The 17582-nt window shown below is 51.6% G+C and carries 19 protein-coding genes; 11 read left to right on the top strand and 8 right to left on the bottom strand.

Features of this window, described 5'->3' with window-relative positions; genetic code table 11:
- Positions 1-21 precede the first annotated feature (21 nt).
- Entirely contained in the window at positions 22-498 is a 477-nt protein-coding gene (locus tag KCG39_RS06120) for a cold-shock protein (RefSeq protein WP_112164893.1), read from the bottom strand.
- A 114-nt stretch (positions 499-612) separates the two neighbouring features.
- A complete protein-coding gene (locus KCG39_RS06115) occupies positions 613-1152 on the bottom strand; it encodes a DUF2058 domain-containing protein (protein ID WP_004119762.1) in 540 nt (179 codons plus the stop codon).
- A 163-nt stretch (positions 1153-1315) separates the two neighbouring features.
- Between KCG39_RS06115 and KCG39_RS06110 the strand changes: the two genes are divergently transcribed.
- The gene (locus KCG39_RS06110) at positions 1316-1627 is read left to right on the top strand and encodes a hypothetical protein (protein WP_004119764.1); all 312 of its coding nucleotides are present in this window, start codon (positions 1316-1318) and stop codon (positions 1625-1627) included.
- Positions 1628-1688: 61 nt separating this feature from the next.
- Here the strand turns inward: KCG39_RS06110 and KCG39_RS06105 are convergent, their stop codons facing one another.
- Entirely contained in the window at positions 1689-1961 is a 273-nt protein-coding gene (locus tag KCG39_RS06105; RefSeq protein WP_004136268.1) for an ElaB/YgaM/YqjD family protein, read from the bottom strand.
- A 381-nt stretch (positions 1962-2342) separates the two neighbouring features.
- Here KCG39_RS06105 and KCG39_RS06100 point away from each other — a divergent pair, with 381 nt between their 5' ends.
- From KCG39_RS06100 to KCG39_RS06090, 3 genes are all read left to right on the top strand, one after another.
- Positions 2343-2597, top strand: coding sequence for a hypothetical protein (locus tag KCG39_RS06100; protein WP_004119770.1), 255 nt, complete (start codon positions 2343-2345; stop codon positions 2595-2597).
- 28 nt (positions 2598-2625) lie between these two features.
- The gene (locus tag KCG39_RS06095) at positions 2626-2886 is read left to right on the top strand and encodes a hypothetical protein (RefSeq protein ID WP_032742114.1); all 261 of its coding nucleotides are present in this window, start codon (positions 2626-2628) and stop codon (positions 2884-2886) included.
- Between the two features lie 102 nt (positions 2887-2988).
- On the top strand, positions 2989-4077 hold the full coding sequence (locus KCG39_RS06090) for an AAA family ATPase (RefSeq protein ID WP_004119778.1): 1089 nt from the start codon (positions 2989-2991) through the stop codon (positions 4075-4077).
- A 62-nt stretch (positions 4078-4139) separates the two neighbouring features.
- Here the strand turns inward: KCG39_RS06090 and KCG39_RS06085 are convergent, their stop codons facing one another.
- Entirely contained in the window at positions 4140-5390 is a 1251-nt protein-coding gene (locus tag KCG39_RS06085; RefSeq protein WP_004119781.1) for an MFS transporter, read from the bottom strand.
- 56 nt (positions 5391-5446) lie between these two features.
- Positions 5447-8554 carry a beta-galactosidase gene (locus KCG39_RS06080; protein ID WP_142468322.1) on the bottom strand — a complete coding sequence of 1036 codons (3108 nt, stop codon included), beginning with the start codon at positions 8552-8554 and terminating at the stop codon, positions 5447-5449.
- A gap of 209 nt (positions 8555-8763) precedes the next feature.
- On the opposite strand from KCG39_RS06080, the gene KCG39_RS06075 reads away from it, so the two are divergent.
- From KCG39_RS06075 to KCG39_RS06065, 3 genes are all read left to right on the top strand, one after another.
- A complete protein-coding gene (locus tag KCG39_RS06075; protein WP_142468321.1) occupies positions 8764-9834 on the top strand; it encodes a LacI family DNA-binding transcriptional regulator in 1071 nt (356 codons plus the stop codon).
- A 386-nt stretch (positions 9835-10220) separates the two neighbouring features.
- Positions 10221-10655: a GNAT family N-acetyltransferase gene (locus tag KCG39_RS06070; RefSeq protein WP_004119786.1), complete on the top strand. Its 435-nt coding sequence runs from the start codon at positions 10221-10223 to the stop codon at positions 10653-10655.
- A gap of 139 nt (positions 10656-10794) precedes the next feature.
- A complete protein-coding gene (locus tag KCG39_RS06065; RefSeq protein WP_172880002.1) occupies positions 10795-12021 on the top strand; it encodes a diguanylate phosphodiesterase in 1227 nt (408 codons plus the stop codon).
- 171 nt (positions 12022-12192) lie between these two features.
- Here KCG39_RS06065 and iraP read toward each other — a convergent pair whose 3' ends face one another.
- Complete coding sequence (iraP, locus tag KCG39_RS06060; protein WP_004119795.1) at positions 12193-12504, bottom strand: anti-adapter protein IraP; 312 nt, start codon at positions 12502-12504, stop codon at positions 12193-12195.
- Between the two features lie 593 nt (positions 12505-13097).
- Between iraP and KCG39_RS06055 the strand changes: the two genes are divergently transcribed.
- Entirely contained in the window at positions 13098-14075 is a 978-nt protein-coding gene (locus KCG39_RS06055) for a DUF1852 domain-containing protein (RefSeq protein WP_142468318.1), read from the top strand.
- Between the two features lie 27 nt (positions 14076-14102).
- Positions 14103-15134, top strand: coding sequence for a methionine synthase (locus KCG39_RS06050; RefSeq protein ID WP_004119800.1), 1032 nt, complete (start codon positions 14103-14105; stop codon positions 15132-15134).
- Positions 15135-15278: 144 nt separating this feature from the next.
- On the opposite strand, the gene KCG39_RS06045 is transcribed toward KCG39_RS06050, so the two are convergent.
- Positions 15279-15557 (bottom strand): hypothetical protein, encoded by a 279-nt coding sequence (locus KCG39_RS06045; protein ID WP_139530206.1) that lies wholly within the window; start codon positions 15555-15557, stop codon positions 15279-15281.
- A gap of 334 nt (positions 15558-15891) precedes the next feature.
- Between KCG39_RS06045 and KCG39_RS06040 the strand changes: the two genes are divergently transcribed.
- Together KCG39_RS06040 and KCG39_RS06035 are read left to right on the top strand one after the other, a co-directional pair.
- Entirely contained in the window at positions 15892-16695 is an 804-nt protein-coding gene (locus KCG39_RS06040) for a hypothetical protein (protein WP_208431120.1), read from the top strand.
- A 78-nt stretch (positions 16696-16773) separates the two neighbouring features.
- Positions 16774-17079 carry a DUF596 domain-containing protein gene (locus tag KCG39_RS06035; protein ID WP_142468333.1) on the top strand — a complete coding sequence of 102 codons (306 nt, stop codon included), beginning with the start codon at positions 16774-16776 and terminating at the stop codon, positions 17077-17079.
- A 276-nt stretch (positions 17080-17355) separates the two neighbouring features.
- Here KCG39_RS06035 and mgtS read toward each other — a convergent pair whose 3' ends face one another.
- A complete protein-coding gene (gene mgtS / locus KCG39_RS06030; RefSeq protein WP_049089018.1) occupies positions 17356-17451 on the bottom strand; it encodes a protein MgtS in 96 nt (31 codons plus the stop codon).
- Positions 17452-17582: the final 131 nt, after the last annotated feature.

The raw sequence follows: 17582 nt of genomic DNA, 5'->3' as shown, positions 1-17582 counted from the left end.
GGTTGGTTTCACTGAATGTTGTTACACTTTAAGCAGTTTTACCGTGGCTTCAATATCAATCTCATCTTCCGTGAAAATGAGGGTGCTCCCCTGGAAGGTGGTGATAGCCAGCTTTTTCACCGAGCGCATTTCGCCGGGTTTCGCGGCGGATTTTGGCCTGATATTTCCCATCAACAGGCCCACGGAGAGTACCGCATTCTCTTTATCAATGCGGGCATCGGCGGGCTCTTCCTCGCTGTATACCAGGAAAGATTTGATCGACGTAAGTTTAATTCGCTCGCCTGCAATATAAATATATTTGCTTTCCGGCAGGACTTTCACCGCGTAAGCTGATAGGCCCTTGTTGTTCGTGGTAGGTTCGAACGTGACAGCCGCATCTTTTTTAATCAGTTCAGGGTTGGCAACCTTAATCACATGAAAATAGCGATTATCGCCGTTTTCATCTTTGATAAATCCAAAACCTTTATCTTTAAACCATGTTGTGATCGTTCCGTTCATCGCCGTTACCGCCTGGTTAATCGTTTATCTACTCAATTTTTGCCGCGGGCAGTGTAAAGCACAATGCCCGCATAGACTACGCCTGAATCTCCGGTCTGCGGAGGCCCGGGTTGCTTACCACATTAAATCATCGGGAACTTTAAAATCAGCATACGGATCGTCTTCGTCCTGCTCTTCCGCACTCAGCGCGCTGTTTAAAACAATGCTGCTGGCGTCGCGCTGAGCGATTTTATCCGCTACGCTCGCCGGAATAATCGCGTATTGGCTCTCACCGCCATTATCACCAGCCAGACGGGCAATGGCGAGACGGCCGCTAATCAGCTGCGCCTGAGTCAGTTTATCCACGGCAATTTTTTTTATAAAATTGTTATCCGTGAAGTTAAAATCGATATTGCCTTTGGATATATCGATTTTATTCATTTCAATAAGCTGCTTAACCTGCGCTTTATATTCTCTCGATAGCGCCGCCTGCTTTTGCTGCTCGCTTAGCTGCTTATCACGCTCAAGCTGCGCTTTTTTATTCTCTTCCACCGCCTCTCTGGCTTCACGGGCCTGAACGCGGGATTTTTTCGCCGTTCTCTGGACTTTGGCCATTTTTTTGCTGGTCACGAGTCCGGCTTTTAGCATCTGCTCTTGTAAGGTGAGTTTTGTCATCTTGGTGTCTGAATCAGCTGAATAATGAGTGAGATTATACCTGCAAATGTCGGGTATGCACCATGCGGTATGATTTGCTTGTTATGAGGTGCATAAAAATTCACTTCTATTGGTGTTTATTTGCTATAAATGCACTTTGTTTAATTGATTATGGAGATTGGTGATGATTGTCAGAACCTGGCATGGCTGTGTTCCCGTGGCATTTGGCGATGCGTTTGCGCTTCATCTGCAGGCGACAGGCGTGCAGCATTCCCGTGGCGTTCCTGGCAATGCGGGGGCGTTTGTCAGGCGGGAAACGCAGGGGGAGTGGGAACACTTTTTTCTGGCCACGTACTGGAACAATCTGGATGCCGTCATCGCCTTTGCCGGTGAAGACTATCATGTGGCGGTGACCTACGCGGATGATGAGCGGTTTCAGCTGCTTTCCGACCCGTACGTTTTTCAGTTTGAGGTTGCTGACGTTGTGGCGATTTGAGTTGGCTTACGCATTGGCGTGCTTGAGAGACAAAAATTAAGGCCCAAAGGGCCTTATAGGGTTATTTCCTTCCCGCCAGTAAACCAATCACCAACCCGATGGCGCCGGCCGCCAGTAGCCCGGTCAGGGGATTTTCCCTGACGCGTTCCGAGACTTCTGAAACGGCATCCGAAGCCTGAGCGGCATATTTCCGGGCCGCGCCTTTCAGCTGATGCTTAGGCGAATCAACCGCATCACCAAATTGCTGCTGGGCTTCACCGGCAAATTCATTCACTTTATTACCGACTTTGTCGGCCAGATTCTGCGCGTCGTTTTCATAATCTTGTGATGACATGGGAGTCTCCTTTCGTTTGACTTATTAAAGTCTAGTGGCTGACCGGCGAAGTACCAATGCTCAGCCTGCGGTGAAGCCCACTCCAGGAATTTTCTACAACGTACGGGATATAAATCAGGCTGCTGTTTCGACCTCAAAAGCGCTAAGCAAATGGCGAAAAAGCCTGGCCAGAATGAGGAGGAGCCCCATTATTTCAATTGATTAAGTTAATTCCTGGATATAAGATCCGCCAGGCGCCGTTGTGGGAAAGGTAGCGATTCATAAATAAGAACTATTGATATTCACAATTCCTCTTTTTTCCTTCATCATTTGTCAGCTTTTGCTACTAATAATCAGCGCTTAGCGCAGCATAAGAAAGAAATTTTTTAACTCAAGGCCAGTATGAACTATAAGAATGTACTGAAGAACGCGTTATGGCTTGCCCCCCTGGCGATCCTGAGTCTGCAAACCCCTGCGTGGGCCGCAGATGTCAGCAAAACGGCGACCTGCCGGACGGCGCCGCCTGCGGTGGACAAAGACGGTGTGCCGTTACCACCCGTTGTGGGCAAAGAGGGCGCTCAGCCGGTCTCTGCTAAAGACAAGTCCGGCCACGGCGGCTCAACGGCCAACTGCCAGCCCAAGGCCATCGACAATTAATCATTGACCTCAACCCGGGAGGGACATGGTGCACCCGTTAATTAAGGTGATGCTGGTTGGAGGGAAGGGCGACGGCCTGATGGTTAGCGTTGCCGATAACGCGACGGAGATTTCCGTGACGCCTGCGCAGTACGGTGCGAAATCCGGCCAGCCGCTGAGCTACAGGATCGTGTCGCAAACCATTGATGATGAACGCTATTTTTTCGGCGTTTTCAACGAGAGCCATGAGGATACGGACAAACTTAAACGAGTGGCGCTAACCCGCGGTATGAAAAAATTCTTCAGTTGATCCAGTGCCGGGCGGCGATTCGTCGTCCGGTCGGGTCATATTTCGTTTTTCTTGTGCCTCCGATACCCTAGCGCAAAACGCTTTTCACAGTTTCGGGAACCTATGATTAACCATATCCGGATAAAAAATTTCAGATCGGTCAGGGATATTGAGCTGGAACTCGGGGCGCTGAATATCGTCTTTGGCCCCAACGGCTGCGGTAAGTCCAATATCTATAAAGCCATCCACCTGTTAACCGCCTGCGCCGACGGGAAGTTTTCCGGCTATATCAGCGATGAAGGCGGTCTGGAAAATATCATGTGGTCTGGGCCGAGCGCGCCGACCGACCGCTTTCCGCGACGGTTGCAGATTGGCTGTCTGACCGATGAGTTTGACTACCAGCTGCAGGTGGGTTTTCCGGAAAAACTGCCTTATCCCACCCAGTTTCAGCTGGATCCGATCGTTAAAGAGGAGTCGATCTGGCTGGCGGGATTTTCCCGACGCCCGTCATCGCGTGTGCTGGAGCGTAAAAATCAGGCTGCGTTCCTGGTCGACGTCAACGGAGAGCGCAGCACCTTCACCGACGCAATTTACGAGAACGAATCGATTTTTGGCCAGCTGGGCGAGCCGCATCGCTTTCCGGAAGTCTCGCGGGTCAGGGAAACCATGCGCCGCTGGCGCTTTTATCACGAATTCAATATTGGCAGGCTCTCGCCGCTACGCCATCCGACGGTCGGCTATCGCTCGCCGGTGCTCGACAGCGATGGACACAACCTCGCCGCCGCCTTTCAAACCATCGTGGAAATCGGCGCGGAAGAGCTGCTGCACGAAATCCTCGGCGAAGCCTTTCCGGAGTGTACCTTCTACTGTGAAAACGAAAACTCGCGTTTCTCGGTAAAGATGCGCCGCAACGGCGTCTGGCGGCCTTTACTGGCGGCGGAGATGTCCGACGGCACCCTGCGCTTCCTGTGCCTGGCGGTGGCGTTGTTGAGCCCGCGTCCTCCGGCGTTTCTGGCCATTAACGAGCCGGAAAACAGTCTACATCGCCAGATGTTTCCCGCGCTGGCCCGGCTCATTGTTGAAGCTTCGCGCTATAGCCAAATCTGGTTAACCAGCCACTCCGCCGAGCTGGCGGAGCTAATTTCGTCCATGGCGCAAGCACGACTTTACGGCCTGGAAAATCGCGACGGGGAAACGCGGATCGCTGACTAGCGGCACGGGCCTAATCCGGCCCGGAAACGAATCGCCGCCGGAGGCTCTCCGGCGGCCTGGTTTTATGCCGTGGCCGGCAGCAGCGTTTTGCTGCCTTTCAGGGTAAACAGCGAAATAACGGTAAAGCTCAGGGTAATACAGCCCAGGATCAGATAAGCCTGATGGAAGCCGACGGTATCATACATCCGTCCCACCCACGCTGAGAGCACCACGCCTGAAAGCTGTTTCGATAAATTAAAGCCGATCAGGAACAGCGTCGCCGAGAGTTTGGGGTTAAATGCCGAGGAGATATATTTAAAGGTGCCGACCAGCAGGAACGGGATCTCAAACATATGCAGCATTTTCAATATAATCACTTCCACTGCTGAGGTAGCGAAAGACGAGCCTAAAATGCGGACTGACATAATCAACCCGGCAATTAACAGGGCATTCTTGGCGCCAATTCGGTTAATAATCGCCGGCGCGCAGAACATGATCAGCGCATTGAGTAATTCCCCACCGGTGGTCACGAAGCCAAAGACTTCGGTTCCGCGCTGCGGGCTGGAGAAGAAACCTTTAAAAAAGTTGGCGAACTGCTGGTCGAAAACGTCATAGACGCTGGCGACGCCAACCACATAAATAATAAAGCCCCAGAAGCGCGGCATCCGCAAAAGCTCTGCGGCGGTACGCATTGAGAAGGCCTGACGGTTGGCGCCCAGGGCGTCAATAACCTCAGCGCTATTGCTGCTCTCCGGTTTTGAAACCCACAGCAGCACGCCGAGGATCAGCGCGAAACCTGAGGCGATCCAGAAGGTAATATTGGGGTCGATACTAAACAAAATACCGGTGATGGAGGCGCACAGCGCCCAGCCGACGCAGCCGGAGACGCGCACTTTACCATATTCAAAACGGTTGGCGCGGCTGACGCGTTCTATATAGGCTTCTACCGCTCCGGAGCCGCTGGAGAAAACGATCCCCAGATATACACCGCCCACCAGCGCGCCCGCGATGATATTCATTTGCAGCAACGGCGAGAAAACAAAAATAAAGAAGGGGGCAAACAGGATTAATAAAATCGTAATCGTCCACAGCAGATGCTTGCGCAGACCGAGCTTATCGGAAATCAGGCCAAATACCGGCTGAAAAATTATGGCGAATAGCGAAATGGAGGAGAAGACAATCCCCGTCTCGGTTTTGGTTAAATGGTTAACTTCCGCCAGCCACACCGGGAAAAAGGGAAAGTAGGCTGACATAATGAAATAGTAGAAGAAAAAGAACAGCATGAAATAAATAAAGTTATGCCGTTCTCGTGGCGCGAGTTCAGAGAGTTTCATTGTAAATATTCCATATTATTATGCCTGTAAGGTTGGGGGGCTTTCGCCCCCGATTATTATTGGAAGTGAATCGTTAACTGATAGTGCCATTGTCTTTCAAGCAGCAGCCACTGTTGCAGCACGCTGGGTGTCCAGGAGTCGTCGCCGCCGATGCCCATGTGTTGAGCATCGAGCGCAATCCAGACGCCGTTTTCCGGCTTCATCCTGTGCCAATGATCGGTCTCCATTAACTGCGCGGTGCTATAGGGCTGTACGGAGAAGTGGAAATCGCCCGCGACGTGCCAGCGCCCCCAGTCCAGCGCTTTGTTATCGCAGCGCAGGCCGTTTTCCGTCGGGAAAATGTAAGGAGTCGTCATCTCTTCCAGCGGCAGCTGCCAGCGGGAGAAACAGGCGCTGGTGCGGCGATCCGGGTAGTTCTCGTGCGGGCCGTAGCCCAGCCAGCAGACCGGCTGCTGCTGGTCGGGAACCTGGAACGTCAGCCCGATGCGCGGTAGCGGCGGCAGGGTGCCCGCGCGTTCGCCATCGACCGCCAGGTGCAGCTTGCCTTCGCTATCAAACGTCATCCGCCAGTGGCTGACAATCACCACTTCATCGCCGCGCAGATAGTGCCAGCGGCAATCGATAACCACTTCATGGGCCAGACGCTGCGCGTCGCACGCCACGCAGCGAGCGCAGAGGCCGTACAGCCCGGCGCTTTTCCAGCGTTCGACCCAGGCGTTGGGGTCGATGCGCTCCACTTCGCTGACGCCAATATCGTTATCCAGCGGCGCGCGCACAAACTGATCGCGCAGCGGCGTCAGCAGCTGTTCCACGCCGTCCACCTGCCAGCGGGTTAACAGACCGCTTTCCCGGTCGACCGTCCACTGCTGCGAACCGCTGCGCACCGTCCAGGCGGCGTCGCTGCCCTCCAGCGCTGGCGCCGTGCCGGTAGGGGCAGGGCTACGCAGCGCCAGCGGGGCGGCGAGCGGGAACTGCTGCCAGGCGACGCGATGCCCGGCGTCGGACCAGGCGGTGGCCTGCGGCTGGACGACCTCCAGGGTTAGCCACACTTCTTCGGCGCCGGCGGGCAGCGCCAGCGAATCCCACAGGGTCAGTTCGCACTGGCCTTCAGGGCTAAGCTCAAGCTTCACTTGACCCTCGGCAAAGGTTTCTCCGGCGGCCTGAACCTGCCAGCGCAGTTCTTCGTTATCGGTGGCGCGGAACAGATATTCGCTGCTGACGCCGATCCGCAGCGGGGATTGCGCGAGCAGGGTAAACTGGAAATACTGCTGCGCGTGTTTGGCCTCAATTAATGAAGGATGCGGGCGGCGGTCAGGGAAGACCAGGCCGTTCATACAGAACTGACGATCGTTCGGTTTATCGCCAAAATCACCGCCGTAGGCATAGCCAACGCTTCCGTCGTCGAAGGTTTTGCTGATGGCCTGATCCGCCCAGTCCCAGATAAAACCGCCCTGCAGGCGCGGATAGTCGCGAAAGGCCTGCCAGTAATCGGCAAAATTGCCGAGGCTGTTGCCCATCGCGTGGGCGTATTCGCAGAGGATCAGCGGTCGCTGCTCGCCCGGCATACTGATCCACTTTTTGATCCCCCATTTTGGCACCGTTGGAATCAGCTGGTCGCGCTCAACGCGAGCGTACATCGGGCAGATAATATCGGTGGTGGTGCTGTCGGCGCCGCCGCCTTCATACTGCACCGGGCGGGAAGGGTCGTTGCGCTTCAGCCAGTGATACATCGCTTCATGGTTGCCGCCGCCGCCGGATTCATTTCCCAGCGACCAGATAATAATCGACGGGTGGTTGCGGTTGCTTTGCAGCATTCGGCTGACGCGGGCGCTGAAGGCCGGGAGCCAGGCCGGATCGTCGGAAAGACGATTCATCGGCACCATGCCGTGGGTTTCAATATTAGCTTCGTCAACGACGTACAGGCCATAGCGGTTGCACAGCTCATACCAGCGCGAAGCGTTTGGATAGTGCGAGCAGCGCACGGCGTTGAAGTTGTTCTGCTTCATCAGCAGAATGTCCTGCACCATGTCCTCTTCGGTCACCACCTGGCCGCGCTGGTGGTGATGCTCGTGGCGGTTGACGCCGCGGATCAGCAGCGGTTTGCCGTTCAACAGCAGCAGGCCGTTTTTGATTTCAACGCGGCGAAAGCCGATATCCCAGGCTTCCGCCTCGATCGTTTCATCGCCGCGCCACAGGGAGACGACCGCCCGATAGCAGTTTGGCGTTTCCGCGCTCCACAGCGCCGGTTTTTCTACCGGCAGACGAATCGCCGCGCGTTCGGCATAGTTTCCGCGCTCATCGATAATCGGCGAACCCGGCGACTGGCGGTGGCTGGCGACCAGACGATCCTCATCCCACAGCTCAACCTTCACCGTCAGCTCTTCCAGCTGCGTGACCGGCGCGGCAACGCTTAAGTTCACCAGCAGCTCGGCGTCGCGGTAAAGCGCATCGAGCTGCGGCGTGAGCTGAACGTCGCTGAGGTGCAGGGTCGGTTTGTTCAGCAGCCAGACCGAGCGAAAGATCCCGCTCATGCGCCACATATCCTGATCTTCAAGCCAGGTTCCCGCGCTCCAGCGCATTACCATCACGCAGATGCGGTTATCGCCGGGCTGAAGGAATGGCGAGAGATCGAAGGCAGCGGGCAGGCGGCTGTCCTGCGAGTAGCCGACCCATTCGCCGTTGCACCACAGATGAAAAGCTGAATTAACGCCGTCGAAGATAATCTGCGTCTGGCCGTTGGCCTGCCAGCCCTCATCAACGCTGAACGTCAGCGAGTAGCAGCCGGTCGGGTTCTCCTCAGGCACGCGCGGCGGCGTAGTATCGATAGGGTAGCGAACGTTGGTGTAGATCGGGGCGTCGTAGCCTTCCATCTGCCAGTTTGATGGCACTGGCGTACTGCGGCTGTCCGGCAGCTCGTCTTCCAGCCAGCGGGCATCCACCGCAAACGGGCTGCGGGCAAGGGAAAACTGCCACTGGCCGTCAAGCCGGCGACGAGACGCCGAAGGCCGGTTGTCCCGCGCCGCGTCGGTATCGCGCCAGCTGGCGAACGTCGGGTGGGCCGGTAAACGGTTGAGATGGGTAATGGTCTGGTTTTGCCAGTCTTCGCGGGCGAGAACCTGATGAAACGTCGCTCCTGCGGCGGAGATTGAGTCGTGTTGTTGCATACGCATACCTGACGGATAAGTGAGAAAAATGTCATTCGCTAGACAATATAAATTTGTTATCAGTTATTTTCGTCAAGGCCGCAATATTGGCGAAAATGAAACCTACTGGCGATCACGAAAAGCTGGAAAAAGGGCTGATTTTTGTCGTCCTTTAAACATAAAATGTTAGCGGACGACATTGAGGGTTCAAAATAGGGAAGGAGCGCGCTATGCAGCGTCGATCGGCAACGCTAGAAGATGTGGCCCGCGAGGCCGGGGTATCCCAGCAGACGGTCTCCCGAGTGCTGAATAATCCGGACGTGGTGTCTGAAAGAACCCGCGATAAAGTGATCCGCGCAATGCAGGCGCTACGCTATGTACCGAACCGTTCTGCGCAGCTGCTGGCGGGGAAATCCGCGCCGTCAATTGGCCTGATTACCGCCTCGCTAACGCTGCACGCGCCTTCGCAAATCGCCGCGGCGGTGAAAAGCTATGCGGGTTTGCATCAGCTTGAAGTTTCAATTGCGATGCCGGTGCAGATCGATTATCCGTCGCTTCAGGCCAGGCTCAATGAGTTTCGCGCCCAGCATATCCGCGGCGCGATTATCAGCCTGCCGCTGGAAAGCAGTCTCGCGGAGCGGCTGGTGGCGGAGAATCCCGACATTGCCTGCCTGTTTCTTGACGTCTCGCCGGAGGCCGACGTTTGCAGCGTGCGTTTCGATCACCGCGACGGCTGCGGCGCCTGCGTGCGTCATCTCTGGGACGCCGGGCACCGCGAGTTCGGCCTGCTTGCCGGGCCGGAAAGTTCGATTTCCGCGCGTATGCGCCTGAGCAGTTGGCGCGAGGCGCTGCACCGGCTGGGGGTCAGTAATGCGGTGACGGTGTTTGGCGACTGGAGCGCCGCCAGCGGCTGGCACAAAACTTTTGAGCTGCTGCATCACCATCCGCGCCTCAGCGCCATCGTGGTGGCTAACGATCAGATGGCGCTTGGGGTGCTGAGCGCGCTGGCGCAGCTTAACCGCACCGGCAGCCAGGCTATCTCGGTCACCGGCTATGACGATACGGCGGACAGTCTCTATTTCCAGCCGCCGCTGACCACCGTCGCTCAGGATTTTAATGTTCTCGGGAAACGGGCGGTCGAGCTGCTTATCAAGCTCATGGCCGCTCCGCAGATAAAAATTCGCGAGCTGCTGCCGACGCGTCTGATTATCCGCCATTCCACCTGGCTCTATGCGGGAGATGAGGAGAGGGAGAAAGGCGAGCTCATTGCGCAGCTTAAAGCGCTGGTGGAAAAGCTCTAAGCAACGGGCCGTTTAGCTTTCATTGATGTTGCGTGTGATAGTTTATGGAACAAACGTACTCAGGGGATTTATCCACTGAACGTAAAAATGCAAAACACAATCTATCCATGCAAGCATTTATTCACCGCCAGTCACATGGCGGTTTTTTTTGGCCTTTTTTTGCCAATGGGAAATGACATTATTTTATTTTATTCTGCTTATTGCGCGTTAAATCGGCTGAATAAAGCATAAACGCATTGTTTTTGCGGCCGTGTGTTAAAAGGTTTTCCGGGGCTATAGTTTCTGAACCAGCACAAAATACTGTAGAGCATGAGGCGACAGGACGCTCTTCTTTTAGCGCCATTCGGCTATGCTGAAAGCCAATAGCAGCGAGTAAAGGCAAGGTCATGATGATATTAAAAGGAAAAGAGCACGTTGACTCGGTTGACTGGCAGACGGTGGCGGAGACCATCGCCGCCGCAGGGCTTAATCAGCGGGACGTTGCGCTGGTTGAACGCGCGTTTCGTCATAGTACCTTTTGCTGGTTCGGCTATGAAAACGGTCAGCTCATTGCCGTTGCCCGGGCCATTAGCGACCTGACCTGGTGTAGCTATCTGGCGGATGTCGCGGTGCACCCGCGCTGCCAGGGTAAAGGATACGGCCAGCAGCTGATGCGGGCGGTCAGCGATGAGCTGCGGCCGTATGGCAAAACCTTTATCTACTCGGTAGTGGATAAAATAGATTTCTATCGCCGCTTCGGTTTTGAATTGCTGGCGACGGGCATGGTATGCGCCAGCGAAGAGACGATAGCGCGTATGCGCGAGCAGGGATTTGTTGGCTAGCAAACACCACCTAAAAAAATGCATTTACCAAACCTTAGTCGGCTATAGCGGGTCCAGTAAATTATGACAGATAGCCTGGGTTAAAAGGGTAAACTGTGTTACACAGTCTCATTCTCCTGGCAAAAATCTGGATGGGATTATGCTGACAACTCTGATTTACAGAAGTCAGATGCATTTAACACAAGAAACCGATCTCACACTGCTGGTTGAAAAAGCGAATGCTGAGAATGCAGCTCGCGGGATTACGGGCATACTTCTTTTAAAAGATAATGTTTACCTTCAGATACTTGAGGGGGATGAGTGCGTGCTTGAGCAGCTATTCAGCAAGATCAAGCAAGACGATCGCCACTATCAGGTTGTCGAGCTGATGCGTGATTACGCGCCGCGCCGGCGCTTTGAAAACGTAGGGATGATGTTTTTTGACCTGAATAAACGGCAAACCGCTGACGTCCTGACAAAGGTGCGCCAGCTTAGCCAACTGAAAGGTTATCTTTCCACCGAAGAGCGCGTTTATAAATTTATCCATACTTTTATCAGCCAAAGAAGGACTGCCGCGCCGTCACCCTTTTTACGGCCTGACAAATGGTCGCTTCATTCGCGTAAACATGCATTTCATGCGCCGCAAGAATCGTTTTTTGCCGGTCAATGCTGTCAGTTTGCTTTCCAGCCCATTATCGAACCGTTGGCAGGGAATATCACTTCGCTTGAAGCGCTTATTCGTAATAAAGAGGGCGGTAGTCCCGCCAATTTCTTTGCCTCGATTCCGCCAGAGAAACGTTATGAAGTTGATCTCAAAGCGAAATCAGTTGCCTTTGCCCTGGCGAAAGAAATCAATATTGGCGACCATAAAATATCCATTAATATCCTTCCGATGTCGCTGGTTGTTATTCCTGATGCCATTGAATACCTGTTGCAGGAAATAAAAAAACAGGGACTGGTACCCGAACAGGTGATCGTTGAGGTGACGGAAGATGAAATGATCTCCGGTTTTAGCCAGTTCAGCAGCGCGATAAAAAAACTGCGCGTCTCTGGTATGGGGCTGGCAATTGATGACTTTGGCGCCGGTTATGCTGGGCTCTCGTTGTTGACAAAAATTCAGCCTGATAAAGTTAAAATCGACCGCGAGATTATTTCCGACATCCATCAGAGCGGCCCTAAACAGGCGGTGGTCAGATCGATCATCAACTGCTGCCGTGAACTTGAGATTGCCGTGGTTGCTGAAGGCATAGAGCGGATAGAGGAGTGGTGCTGGCTCGAATCTGCGGGTATCAAACGTTTCCAGGGCTTTTTATTTGCCATGCCGAAAGTCAACGGCGTCGGTGATATACGCTGGCCTAAGGAAAAAGTGAAGCCTGATATGCCTTAATATACTGAGCGGTTTGCTTCCAGCAGCAACGCAGGCGAGTAGAAATTGAGTATTCAGCCTGGATCGTCCCTATTTTCTGCAGCTGAACCGGCCAAGAGTTGATGATGGCCGGTAAGCTCATGAATAACTGCAAGCTCTGCCTATTCCCAATCTAAAACAAACTGACCTTTGTTAATCATCGATCCTGTCATGACTGATTTCATCTTCGTGGGTGTTTATCAACTGCGTAAGCGCTATTTGTTCCTGAAACTTGGTCAGAAGCAGTTCTGCGTCCGTCTTCAGAACGTCTTCAGATGATTCCAGTACCGAATTTATCGCTTTCGTTACGTTGCTAACTAATTCCGCGACGCCGCCTTCCTTGCCGATAGCAAGCATCAGAGCGCTAATGAGCAAAGACTGCGCCTCGACCTGGGCAGCAAGCTGCTTACTTTCGGCATCCATGGCGGAAATTTTAGCAATTATGCTGAGAATGACATTATTCATTGTATCCCTCAAATCGATCAGTTAGAGCGGGTTGTTGATGGCTATCTTCGATGTCGATAGTCCGAAATAACCATAGGACATCAATATGCCAGAAAAAATATCGGTAGCGATAGTCAGGTTTTAGACATCAGCAAAGTTAAGCATGAAAACGCGCCGGTCCCTCTTCCATTTTTCCTCCAGCGGTCGCGCCCGACAGCGCGTAAGGGAGCATGAAGAGAGCGGTGTTGAAAAGAAAGACGGCAGACTTGACGTCGTGTTAAGCCTGGCCGACCTCTGATGTTTCTTACTTCAGCATCAACTCATACCGGACGAACCGGAAAATTTTAGGATGTTTGGCCGTGAGGACAGACGCGTTTGCAAGAGCGGCTATCGCTTTGCATCGAGGTACAGCATGGTCTGACGCCCGACCATGAATATGGCTCATGTTGTAATGAAATTAACTCGCTTTTACTCATCTAATGACTCTGGCATAACATGCTGTATTCGATATAGATAATATGAAGATAAAGACTGCTTATGGAAGCATGCGGTAGCCTGCAACCATCAGAAAGGACAGCGGTTTTTTATCTCAGGACTTAGGATGCACATCTGCGATGAATCAACAATTTACATATACTATTAAGCGCACTCTCTTTGATGAAAACTATAACCCCTCTGAAAATACGCGTATTACAACCAACTTTGCTAATTTAGCCAGAGGGGAAAATCGCCGGGAGAATCTGCGCAATACGTTAGCAATGATAAACAACCGTTTCAACAACCTGGCGCATTGGGATAACCCCAAAGGCGATCGCTACGCGGTTGAGCTGGAAATTATTTCAGCCGAAATGAAGTTCAACGCCACTGGCGATACTTTTCCGGTAATTGAAATATTGCAAACCAGCATTATTGACAAAAAAACGGATAAACGCATTGACGGTATTGTCGGCAACAATTTCTCCTCGTACGTTCGTGATTACGACTTTAGCGTAGTGCTGTTGGAACATAATAAAGGGCGCGCAGGTTTTAGCCTTCCCGAGGGGTTTGGCGATTTACACGGCAATATATTTAAACATTTCGTCAATTCAGCGCAGTACAAGGCCAATTTCAAAAAAACACCGGTCATCTGCCTTAGCGTCTCCAGCAAAGACATCTATCACCAGACCGGAAATCAACACCCGGTGCTGGGCCTCGAATACCGGCCTGCCGCCTCATCGTTGACTGAGCAATATTTTGGCAAAATGGGCCTACAGGTTCGTTATTTTATGCCGAAAAACAGCGTCGCGCCTCTGGCATTTTATTTTTCGGGGGATTTGCTGAGCGATTATACGAGTCTTGAGCTGATTAGCACCATTAGCACGATGGAGACGTTCCAGAAAATATACCGCCCTGAGATCTACAATGCGAACTCTGCCGCAGGGCTCTGCTACCAGCCCGATCTGCATCATCAGGACCATTCGCTAACAAAAATTGTTTACGATCGTGAAGAGCGCAGCCAGTTGGCTGTAGAGCAGGGGAAGTTTACCGAAGAGCACTTTATTAAACCGAACAAAAATATTCTGCAGCAATGGTCTGCTCATTACGCTCTTTAAGACATCGCATATATAAGGCTATCGATAATGACAAAATTATTACCCACTTCAACAGCCGGCAGCTTACCGAAACCCTCCTGGCTTGCTGAGCCGGAGAAACTGTGGTCTGCCTGGAAATTACACGATCAGGAATTAATTGACGGCAAAAAAGATGCGCTGAGTTTGTCCTTATTCGACCAACTGCGCGCCGGTATCGATATCGTCAGCGATGGCGAGCAAACGCGTCAGCATTTTGTCACCACGTTTATTGAGCATCTCAGCGGCGTTGATTTTGAAAAACGCGAAGTTGTTAAAATCCGCAATCGCTACGACGCGAGCGTACCAACCGTGGTAGGGGCCGTTGAGCGACAAAAACCGGTATTCGTTGAAGATGCGCGTTTTTTGCGTCAGTTGACCAAACAACCGATTAAATGGGCGCTGCCTGGGCCCATGACCATGATTGATACGCTTTATGACGCTCATTACAAAAGCCGCGAAAAACTGGCCTGGGAATTTGCGAAGATACTTAACCAGGAAGCCAAAGAGCTGGAGGCCGCCGGCGTCGACATTATTCAGTTTGATGAGCCAGCCTTTAATGTCTTTTTTGATGAGGTCAATGATTGGGGCATCGCGGCGCTAGAAAGGGCGATTGAAGGGCTTAAATGCGAAACCGCGGTCCATATCTGCTATGGATACGGCATCAAGGCCAATACCGACTGGAAAAAGACGTTGGGAACGGAGTGGCGCCAATACGAAGAAGCGTTCCCTAAGCTGCAAACATCCAACATCGATATTATCTCACTGGAGTGCCATAACTCGCGGGTGCCTATGGATCTGCTTGAGCTGATTCGCGGTAAAAAAGTCATGGTTGGAGCCATAGATGTGGCAACCAATACAATTGAAACGCCGGAGGAGGTCGCCGCGACTTTGCGTAAAGCGCTGCAGTTTGTGGATGCAGACAAGCTCTATCCTTCAACCAACTGCGGCATGGCGCCATTATCGCGTCGGGTTGCGACAGGCAAGCTGCAGGCGTTAAGCGCCGGGGCGGAGATTATCCGCAGGGAGCTCCAGGGAAAATAGCCTCTGGCACAGGGCCGAAAAGCATCGCCGTTGCTGGCAGATGTCCAGCGAATGCTACAGCGGCAGCGGCGCTGCTTCTGGCTCTGGTTTAATGTCTCACGGAGTAGTTCTCTGCAGGGAAATACCCATACACAGCGTCGGTAGTTACTTAAAATATTTATCCAGTGGATCGTAATGGCGGTATTTTCTAAAGAAAAACAGCCAGTAGATAAAGCCCAGAATAGCGCCCAGCCCGGCAAACTGCAGATAAAGCATTTTACGCCGGACAAGCAGGTCGACAAATGAATACGCGCCTTTCCACATATCAATAATGCCACCGTTTATCACCAGATCTGTAAACAGCGCAAGCGCCGGCAGGGCAACGGCGTACGCGGCCATAAGGTATAAAAGGGCCGCAATCCTCATTTTGGTATTGATGTGCATGTGCCGTTCCTTGTCCGTGTTTTTAAAGCATAACATAGCTCATCAAGAACCAGCCTGCGATCGGCATTAGCCGATGCGGACACGATCGTTGGCTCCGAAAGGACCATTTGGGTATGGAATCCAGATGGTCCTTACTGCCTGCTGCTAGTGACTATGAGCTCTGAGAAAGACGGTTAATACATCCTGTCGCCTCGTGTTTTCATTCAAACCCGCTATCAGCAAATAAAGATAACCCAACCATATGCCCTGGCAGCGTGAAAAATCCGCTGCTTGTCGCATGCATAAGATCTATCGAACAATACTTTGTATTTAAGGTGAAGATTAATTTCACATCATGAAGGCTGAGTTTTCGGCGCAAATATCGAATAAATGTGAAAATCAAATGGACATCAGATTACAAATCATTACATTTGATTTCATAACATTTCAGAAAACGGAGTTTTTGATGTTGTGTATGTCATTTCCCAGGTATGGGATTCTGCTGGCCAGCCTCACTGCAACAGCCATCCCGGCAGCGCCCCTGAGTCCTGCGGACCAGAGTGCCATTGAGCAACAACAAAAGGCATTGCTGGAACAGACGCAGCAGCAGCGCGACATGCTCCGCCAACTGGTGAACGTTTTCGATGAGTTTAACCAAACTAAAAGGTTCAATACTCAGCCTGTTGCCAGCTTTATCAAAGGTGAAACAGCCTCCGGGGCTAATCTTTCTACGAAAACGGCAGATTATGTCAAAAGCCTGCAAAGAGATAACACTGCCAAATTAGTAGGTGTTTTTAATAAACAAAATCCAAACGCTGAATTAAATATTTTTGGGAAATATTTACAGCAAGTTTTGGGCCCCGGAGGGAGTGACACAAGGGGTAGGACTAAAGTTTTTGCTTCAGAAAAATTGACTGAGGATGAAATTATTAGTTTTGCTACATCTTTAACTACTAGAATATCATTTAAAGAGAGCGTTCTTTCTGAAGGGAGGCTGATGTATGCAAAAATAAACGATAATCAAACAATCAACATTCGGAATTTTTCAACTTCCTCAGAGATAACTGGAGCAAGATGGACAATTGAAATCATTGGGAATGCTGATATTAAATCTGCCTCTAAGACATCATTGAATAGATTTGAAGTGAATTTTAGATAGGGGAGAGGTACAGTGACATATTTAACCGAAGAACAATATCAGGATCGGAAAGAGTTACTGCGAGGGGCTTCTACGACTATGTTATGGAAAAATATCGACCCAGATAGTGTTGATGGCGCCTATAAGCTAACTTATCAAGAAGAAAAAGCGCTTTATATCTGGTTCATTTGGCGTTTATTGGAAGATGGTGAGATCAAACTTGCTCGCCACGGGAAGTTTCTCCCTGGAAGCATCGACAAGCAGAGCGAGGTTTTTGAAAGGGCATTTCCTAAAACTGAGGATGATATGAATTGTGATGCATTTGAGGGATTTTGGTTTCTAAGTGAAAATTGTCCGGCTGGAATTGTCTGGATTCATGAAGACGACTATCAGGATTGGACTTAGTAAAGATATTTTAACATTCTACCTGCCCTTTAATACGGGAAGGATATCATGATCTTCCCATCGAAAACAGGGTAAGTAAAACCTGGAAAATAGGATTGATATATACCGTAATGATAACAATTAAGTTAGTACCCAACGCTGATGGAAAGATCGTCTTGAGTCAGGGTCTACAGGAAAACGACGGATATGAGTTTCGTAGAGAACTAGCCAAAAAAGGAACGCCCCCTGGAGCATCGGCAGCAGGGGGCGTTTACGGGTGAGGATTATCGTCGTTCATCAGTCATCCCATTTGTGGCTTAAATACGCGGCAAGAAATCCAAAGAACACGATGGTTCCCAGAACCGCCATAAATACATGCATATTTCCCAGCATGATTAACCTCCATTAGTTTTGCTATGCGCTATGTTGTCCTCATTGAGCGGGTTTACGGTTGTTGGATACATCTTAGCCCGACTAGTCTAAACAAATGCTTAACAAATTGCCCGGCGTGACTATTCTGGCGA

Origin of the sequence: Klebsiella pasteurii (genome assembly GCF_018139045.1) — a bacterium.
Taxonomy (GTDB): Bacteria; Pseudomonadota; Gammaproteobacteria; order Enterobacterales; family Enterobacteriaceae; genus Klebsiella; species Klebsiella grimontii.
The sequence above is the reverse complement of the archived record's forward strand: the minus strand, read 5'-3'. Positions and strand labels throughout refer to the sequence as shown.

Coding starts and splice junctions, on each gene's coding strand:
- KCG39_RS06120 (WP_112164893.1), bottom strand. CDS start 498: ATGAACGGAACGATCACAACATGGTTTAAAGATAAAGGTTTTGGATTT.
- KCG39_RS06115 (WP_004119762.1), bottom strand. CDS start 1,152: ATGACAAAACTCACCTTACAAGAGCAGATGCTAAAAGCCGGACTCGTG.
- KCG39_RS06110 (WP_004119764.1), top strand. CDS start 1,316: ATGATTGTCAGAACCTGGCATGGCTGTGTTCCCGTGGCATTTGGCGAT.
- KCG39_RS06105 (WP_004136268.1), bottom strand. CDS start 1,961: ATGTCATCACAAGATTATGAAAACGACGCGCAGAATCTGGCCGACAAA.
- KCG39_RS06100 (WP_004119770.1), top strand. CDS start 2,343: ATGAACTATAAGAATGTACTGAAGAACGCGTTATGGCTTGCCCCCCTG.
- KCG39_RS06090 (WP_004119778.1), top strand. CDS start 2,989: ATGATTAACCATATCCGGATAAAAAATTTCAGATCGGTCAGGGATATT.
- KCG39_RS06085 (WP_004119781.1), bottom strand. CDS start 5,390: ATGAAACTCTCTGAACTCGCGCCACGAGAACGGCATAACTTTATTTAT.
- KCG39_RS06080 (WP_142468322.1), bottom strand. CDS start 8,554: ATGCAACAACACGACTCAATCTCCGCCGCAGGAGCGACGTTTCATCAG.
- KCG39_RS06075 (WP_142468321.1), top strand. CDS start 8,764: ATGCAGCGTCGATCGGCAACGCTAGAAGATGTGGCCCGCGAGGCCGGG.
- KCG39_RS06070 (WP_004119786.1), top strand. CDS start 10,221: ATGATGATATTAAAAGGAAAAGAGCACGTTGACTCGGTTGACTGGCAG.
- KCG39_RS06065 (WP_172880002.1), top strand. CDS start 10,795: ATGCTGACAACTCTGATTTACAGAAGTCAGATGCATTTAACACAAGAA.
- iraP (WP_004119795.1), bottom strand. CDS start 12,504: ATGAATAATGTCATTCTCAGCATAATTGCTAAAATTTCCGCCATGGAT.
- KCG39_RS06055 (WP_142468318.1), top strand. CDS start 13,098: ATGAATCAACAATTTACATATACTATTAAGCGCACTCTCTTTGATGAA.
- KCG39_RS06050 (WP_004119800.1), top strand. CDS start 14,103: ATGACAAAATTATTACCCACTTCAACAGCCGGCAGCTTACCGAAACCC.
- KCG39_RS06045 (WP_139530206.1), bottom strand. CDS start 15,557: ATGCACATCAATACCAAAATGAGGATTGCGGCCCTTTTATACCTTATG.
- KCG39_RS06040 (WP_208431120.1), top strand. CDS start 15,892: ATGAAGGCTGAGTTTTCGGCGCAAATATCGAATAAATGTGAAAATCAA.
- KCG39_RS06035 (WP_142468333.1), top strand. CDS start 16,774: ATGTTATGGAAAAATATCGACCCAGATAGTGTTGATGGCGCCTATAAG.
- mgtS (WP_049089018.1), bottom strand. CDS start 17,451: ATGCTGGGAAATATGCATGTATTTATGGCGGTTCTGGGAACCATCGTG.